Annotated in this window: 4 protein-coding genes; all 4 read right to left on the bottom strand. The window is 36.3% G+C overall.

Annotated features, from left to right (window positions below; translation table 11 throughout):
• Window positions 1–353 (bottom strand): glycoside hydrolase family 88 protein (locus AB4Y90_RS16465; protein ID WP_441558658.1); only part of this gene is annotated, 353 nt, incomplete at its 3' end.
• Between the two features lie 62 nt (window positions 354–415).
• The gene (locus AB4Y90_RS16460) at window positions 416–1834 is read right to left on the bottom strand and encodes a pectate lyase (RefSeq protein WP_441558657.1); all 1419 of its coding nucleotides are present in this window, start codon (window positions 1832–1834) and stop codon (window positions 416–418) included.
• Window positions 1835–1858: 24 nt separating this feature from the next.
• Window positions 1859–2881: a pectinesterase family protein gene (locus AB4Y90_RS16455; protein WP_441558656.1), complete on the bottom strand. Its 1023-nt coding sequence runs from the start codon at window positions 2879–2881 to the stop codon at window positions 1859–1861.
• A 152-nt stretch (window positions 2882–3033) separates the two neighbouring features.
• A partial coding sequence (locus AB4Y90_RS16450) for a RagB/SusD family nutrient uptake outer membrane protein (protein WP_441558655.1) occupies window positions 3034–3669 on the bottom strand: 636 nt, incomplete at its 5' end.

Genomic DNA, 3669 nt, shown 5'->3' with positions numbered 1-3669 from the left:
TTACCATCTTCTGTAATGAGCTTTTCACCAAAACCGCTGATATAATCGTAATATTCTTTTTTACCTGTTTTAATGTAAAGCTGTTCGGCTCCATCCAACACAATAGCTGAAGGATAGGTCCATTTCGGGCTTTTGCTGAAATCAAGCATCCATGCTTCAGGAAATCTCTGCATTTCGGAAAGCATCATTCTTTCAGACCATTTCAGATTGGTAGGAACTACTTTTCCTGATTGTGAAATTTCTTTTGCCGGTTTTGATGCGACTGCATTTTTTGTCTGTGCGCAAGCTAAGAACATCCCCGAACCTAAAACTGCAACTGCATATATTTTTAATTTTTGATTAATAAAACTCATTGTCATTCAATTTTAAAGTTGATTTTTTTGATTTTTTTTAATTTATGTAAGTAAAAGTACAACTATTGTTTTGTGATAATATCCTGCACCATACTGTGGCTGTAAACCTCAATGTTATCATAATTTTTATCTAAATCTCTTCCGTTTGCATTGGCTTTTTTAGGATCCAGATTGTGTTTTTTTTCCCATTCATCGGGCATGCCGTCATTGTCTGAATCGAGTAAGGTTTTTCCCTGTTTTAAATCAGGAAATCCGCCGACATCTTTTTGCGAATCGATGATTCCGTTTTTACTTCCAAGCGAACCGTTATAAGTAAAAGTACCGTTTTTCACCTCTTTTAAAACACGTAAATCTACCGCATCTCTCACCAGACTTGCACCTCCGATTTTTAAGATTTTTTCGTAAGCATTTTTCGGAGAATCTGTTTTAATATTATTCTGAATATCGTGTGGTTGATTGATTTTAATAGAATTTTTATCTTCTTCAGTCAGTTTATAAGATTCTTTCATTTGATTAAAAACACCTAAATTCCAGTTGTCTGCGGTTACTTCAGGATTGCCTTCAGAAACATTTCCACTGATGTAATATTTTCCCCAGATATTGTAAACTTCAGTTTCCGGTTTTTCGTTTTTATCGATAGCGACAATTCTTTTCGGAGTCATTGTAGCCGGACCCGGTTTGTAATAATTGTTTACAATGTTCACATTCATTCCTTCACCGCCATAAACATTGTTGTGTCCCCAATTATAAATTACATTATTTCTAAAATCAGTTAAATCCGTCAGTGCAAATTTGCTTCCTGCGTATTCTCCCAATCTCGGGTTTCTGCTGTCATGATTCGCATAAATGTTATGGTGGAAAGACGCAAATTTTCCGCCTGCAATTCCGCCGTAACCGTGAGCACCTTTTTGGTGGGCAGAATTTCTTAAGCTTTCCGCGATCACGCACCATTGAAGCGTAGTGTTTTCGTTTACATAAATAGAAACCGTTTCATCAGTAGACCAGCTCATCGAGCAATGATCAACGATTAAATCTTTTATAAATCTTGCGCCTAAAGCATCGCCTTCAAATTTTTTCTGATCTCCCATTCTGAAACGCAGAAAGCGGATAATCACATTATCTGCAGCAACAAAAGTTTCGTAATTGGCAATTGTAATTCCGTCTCCGGGCGCGGTTTGCCCTAAAATGGTTACATTGCCTTCTTTAATTTTTAACGGAGATTCCAGATAAATTGTTCCGCCGGTTTTAAAAACAATATATTTTGCGCCTTTTTGCTCTAAAGCATATCTTAAAGTTCCTTCAGAACCATCGTCTGATAATTTAGTTACGAATAAAACGTTCCCGCCTCTTCCGCCGGTTGTATATCTTCCGAAACCTTCAGCTCCGGGGAAACTCAACGTTTTTTCCTGAGCCGAAACAGATAAAGCAAGCATTGTGAGAATGCCTGTGGTAAAGATTTTATGTTTTAGACTGAATTTCATTTAAAATAATTTAAACTTTAGATCTTATTTAAAATTTTTTGTAAAATTCCAGTTGTCTTTTCCTTTCAGAACGTTTTTTGCGGAATATTTTTTAGCCTGATCTTTTGTCAACTGATGCGACCAAGAAACTCTCTTCGACGGATCTGCTCCGGCTCCTTTAGAATTATATTCTGCGTAGAAAGTTGTTTTTTCGGCATCGGGTTTAGACCAGTTATGCCAACCTTCTTTTTTAATTGTGAAATCGATTGCACAACTTATGAAAACAGTTTTTGCAAATGGTCTCCAAGGTCTTCCCAAATATACGGAATTTGCAGATGCATCACCTGTTAAATTACAGTTAATAAAGATATAACCAAACTCGGCTCCTTCCGGAGTAGAGGCAGCGGTAATATAAGATGCATTTTTTTTGGAATAAATCGTGCAGTTCTCAAAAACGGCGGTTCCGGCTCCGAAAATGTAATCTGTAGTTCCTTCTATGTAGCAGTTTTTAAAATAGTTTCGGGAAATTTTGCTCTTATCGGGATTATCCTGAGTTCCTTTTGTGTATAAAGTATCCTGAAATCCTAAAAATCTGCAATTTTCAAATGCGATTTTGTCTCCTGTAGTGAGAACAGCAACGGCTTGCCCGACTGGTCCTGCATCATTCTGAAAGGTGATGTTTTTAGCTGAAAAATTATCTGAAAAGATAAAGATCGTTGAAGAACCGGTTGTTCCAATATTTTTGCCTTCTGCGTTTGGTTTTGAAGCAAAATCACCATAAACCAGAATAGTGTTTTCTGCATTTTCTCCAATTAAGCTCATCGCACTTTTTGTAGCGGGAATCGTAATTTTTTCTCTGTAAATTCCAGGTTTTATTATAATTTTTGTTCTTACCGATGTTCCTTCCTCAACAGCGTCAATTGCCTGCTGAATCGTCGTAAAATTTCCTTTTCCGTCTTTCGAAACTATGATGGTTTTATCATCTTTAGCTTTGAAAGAAAGAAGACTGATCAAAACGAGTGAAAAAATAAATAAGAACTTAGAATTTTTTAAACCTGAAACCTGCATAAATAGTTGATCGTTTTTAGTTGCTAGTTGATGGGCTGAAATTCAACTTTTAAAAATCTTTTCTGAATTTTTCTTTGAAGAAAAGTACAGACCTTTTCCCGCGAAGGAGGAAGTCTGTACTGCAAAATTAATTAATATGAATGTGTATTTTACTAATAACCATAATCTTGGGTAAGAATGTAATTTGAATTGATAACGTCTAAAGCAATTGGCAACAGCTCTTTTCTGTTTGGCTGGAAATAATAAGCGTAACTCTTGATAGGATCTCCACTGATGTATGGCTGAGTCATTGCTAATCTCCAGTTTACTTTTGTGTAACCGGAAGGTGTTGCTACAGATTGATTTGGGCTGTAGAAAATATCAGCTTTTGCAACTCCGCCTGTTGTATAGAAATCGATGTCTAATACATTCTGCTGAGCTGTTTTTGCAGGAACATACGTTGGCTTTTTGTAGAAAATATATTCGGGAACGTTTGCATAAGCTCCTGTTCCATTCATAAATTGAGTAAGCTTAGTTCTTGTTTCGTTAATTTTAGTTTCTAATAAATTCCAACGGATAAGATCGTATTTTCTTAAACCTTCACCGCCAAATTCAAGCTGTCTTTCTTTTACAATATAATCAAAGAAAGCTGTTTTACCAGTCGGTATTGTTCCTACCTGACCCAAATTCCCTGTATAAGCTCTTTGTCTTACAGCCATTACTGCATTGATCGCCTCCTGAGACGGACCACCGTGCAATTCGTTATCTGCTTCCGCAAACATTAATAAAATATCTGAGTATCTTAACAT

Source organism: Chryseobacterium sp. 2TAF14, from assembly GCF_052115105.1.
Taxonomy (GTDB): Bacteria; Bacteroidota; Bacteroidia; order Flavobacteriales; family Weeksellaceae; genus Chryseobacterium.
This window is presented reverse-complemented; position numbering and strand designations above follow the sequence as displayed.